Annotated in this window: 2 protein-coding genes; both read left to right on the top strand. The window is 72.3% G+C overall.

Going from position 1 to position 2,934, the window contains the following annotated elements; translation table 11 throughout:
- Nucleotides 1-80: 80 nt before the first annotated feature.
- Entirely contained in the window at nt 81-359 is a 279-nt protein-coding gene (locus tag ABZ260_RS49370; protein WP_355632433.1) for a hypothetical protein, read from the top strand.
- 332 nt (nt 360-691) lie between these two features.
- A partial coding sequence (locus ABZ260_RS49365) for an AAA family ATPase (RefSeq protein WP_355632430.1) occupies nt 692-2,934 on the top strand: 2,243 nt, incomplete at its 3' end.

Raw genomic sequence — 2,934 nt, 5'->3', positions numbered from 1 at the left:
CGATCGTGGCCTGCCCGACCGCTGTGAACGTCCCGCTCTAGTCGATCGAGTTCTTCCTGACGTTCCGCATCGTCGACCCGGTGGCCAGCGGCCCGCGCGCGCTGGCCGTCGGCGCGGTCAGTTCGGTCGGCCCGAGCGGCGAGTTGCGCCTGATCGCCGCCTCAGACGCGTGGGAGGCCGCCGAGCGCGACCCCAGGGTGGCGGTCTTCGTCGCGGACCCGCAGGGCCGCAGCTTCTGGGCCGAGGTGCGCGGCATCGCGATCGGCGACACCGAGGCCGGCCTGCTGAGGATCACCCCCAAGCAGGTCGTGGTCGGTGAGTATCCCGGCCGGCACCAGGGCCGTGCCCGCCGAGGCTGAGCGGTCGTCGGGAGCGCGGACCGCCTTGCCAGGCGGTGACATTCCCATGCCCGTCACCTGGCCGGTTCCCGGGGAAGGACGGGCGCGGGGACCGGGTACTCCCACCCGGCGGGAACACGGGCGCGAACCGCCGCGCGCGGGGCGCGGAGGCGGCACAGGGAAGGGTGTGGCCACCGGTGCGGCACCGGTCGCAGCTTGCTACCTCGAGCGTGGATTTCATCCGTTCTCGTCCACATATCTGATCGTGCCCGCGCGGCGGCGTGGCGCGACGCCCAGGCACGCGCAAACGTCCCCCCGGTGCGGTATAACCGGGGGCGGACCGGGGAGGCGTGATGCGGGAATCCAGCAGGGCCCAGCCGGCGGGGCGCGCGGCCGCACGGGATCTGTTCGAGCGGGTGCGGCTGGGCTACTTCCGGCTCTCGCCGCCTCTGCGCAGGCTGATCTACGTCGCGGTGCTGGTCGGAGCGGTCGGGCTGGCGTTCGGCCTCGGCTGGTCAGTGCTCAACACGCTCTTCGTCACGCTGACGCTGCTCGGCTTCGCGGCGCTGACCCTGAGCTTTCCCCGCGCCGCGGCCACCCTGCTCGTGGTGCTCGCCTGGCTGTCGGCGCTGATGATCTTCCAGGGCGCGTCCGGCTGGAACTCGCCGATCCCGACCGCGCTGATGATCCTCGCCCCCCTGGTGGCCGGCGCGGCCCACCTCATCCGCTGGGTCACCCCGTGGGTGAGCACGGCCATGGCACTGGTGCCCGCCGGACTGGTGGCCGTCCTGCTCGGCGTGGTCATCCCCGGGCTCGCGCCGGTCACCGCCATCTGGGCCGCGTACGCGGTGGCGGCCGGGGTGCTCGTCCAGCGCTTCCTCCAGGCTCGCCGGGTGCGGGCGGCACTGACGGTGGGGGAGCGGAGCCAGGCCGGGCTCAGGGTCCGCGGGGGCGGTCCTCCCGCACCCGCCGCCGTGACCGGCGAGCGGGAGGCGCCGCCGCCCATCTCGGTGGAGGAGGCGCTCGGAGAGCTGGACGCCATGATCGGCCTGGCCCCGGTGAAGGAGCAGGTGCGCTCGATCGCCGCCTCGATCGAGGCGGCCAGGCTGCGCAGGGAGGCCGGATACTCCACCGAGCCACCGATGCGGCACTTCGTGTTCATCGGCCCCCCGGGCACCGGCAAGACCAGCGTGGCCAGGACCGTCGCGAAGATCTTCTACGCCTTCGGCCTGCTGGAGACCCCCTACGTGGTCGAGGCCCAGCGGGCCGACCTGGTGGGGGAGTTTCTCGGCGCCACCGCGATCAAGACGAACGAGCTGGTCGACCGGGCGCTCGGCGGGGTGCTCTTCATCGACGAGGCGTACAGCCTGATCAACTCCGGTGACGGCCAGCCGGACAGGTTCGGCGCGGAGGCCGTGCAGACGCTGCTCAAACGGGCCGAGGACGACCGCGACCGGCTGGTCGTCATCCTGGCCGGATACGAGAAGGAGATGGCCGCCTTCCTGTCGTCCAACCCCGGCCTGTCCAGCCGGTTCGCAAGCCGGGTCCGCTTCCCCAGCTACGCCCCTGATGAGCTGCTCCAGATCACCGAGTTGCTGCAGAGGCGCCGGGGAGACCGGATGTCACCGGAGGCCGCGCCCGCGCTGCTCGCCCGATTCGAGGACATCCACCGGCGCTCGATGGTCGACGACCTGGGCAACGCCCGGTTCGTCCGCAGCCTCGTGGAGGCCGCCGCGCAGGCCAGGGACGTGCGCGTGGTTGGGGCGGGCGGCGCGCCCACCACTGAGGACCTGGTCACCACGGCCCTGGAGGATGTCGTCAAGGCCTTCGACGAGCTCACCGCCCGCTACCGGGGCTACCAGGCCGCGCCCTCCCTCGAGGAGGCGCTGGCCGACCTCGACCGCATGGCGGGTCTCGAACCGGTCAAACGGCAGGTGCACGCGATCGCCGCGCAGCTCAGAGTGGCCAAGATGCGTCAGGAGCGGGGGCTGCCGACCCCGCCGCAGATGCGGCACTTCGTCTTCGCCGGGCCGCCGGGCACCGGAAAGACCACGGTGGCCCGCATCCTGGGCCGTATCTTCGCCGCGCTCGGCCTGCTCACCCAGCCCGACGTGGTGGAGGCCCAGCGGGCCGACCTGGTCGGCCAGCACCTCGGCGCCACCGCGATCAAGACGAACGAGCTGGTCGACCGGGCGCTCGGCGGGGTGCTCTTCGTCGACGAGGCCTACGGCCTGGTCAACTCCGGCTACAGCGGGGGCGACGCCTTCGGCACCGAGGCCGTGCAGACGCTGCTCAAGCGGGCCGAGGACGACCGCGACCGGCTGGTGATCATCCTGGCCGGATACGAGCGGGAGATGAACACCTTCCTGTCGTCCAATCCCGGCCTGGGCAGCAGGTTCAGCCAGCGGGTGCGGTTTCCCTCGTACTCCGCCGAGGAACTCACCGAGATCGCGGTGCTGCTCGCCGACTCCTCGGGTGACAGGTTCGACGACGCCGCCCGGCGTGACCTGGCCGAGGTCTTCGCCTGGGTCTGCGACGAGGGCCTGATCGACGGCCTGGGCAACGGCAGGTTCGCGCGCTCGCTCTTCGAGCGCGC

The organism is Streptosporangium sp. NPDC006013 (genome assembly GCF_040614275.1).
Lineage (GTDB): Bacteria > Actinomycetota > Actinomycetes > Streptosporangiales > Streptosporangiaceae > Streptosporangium.
The sequence above is the reverse complement of the archived record's forward strand: the minus strand, read 5'-3'. Positions and strand labels throughout refer to the sequence as shown.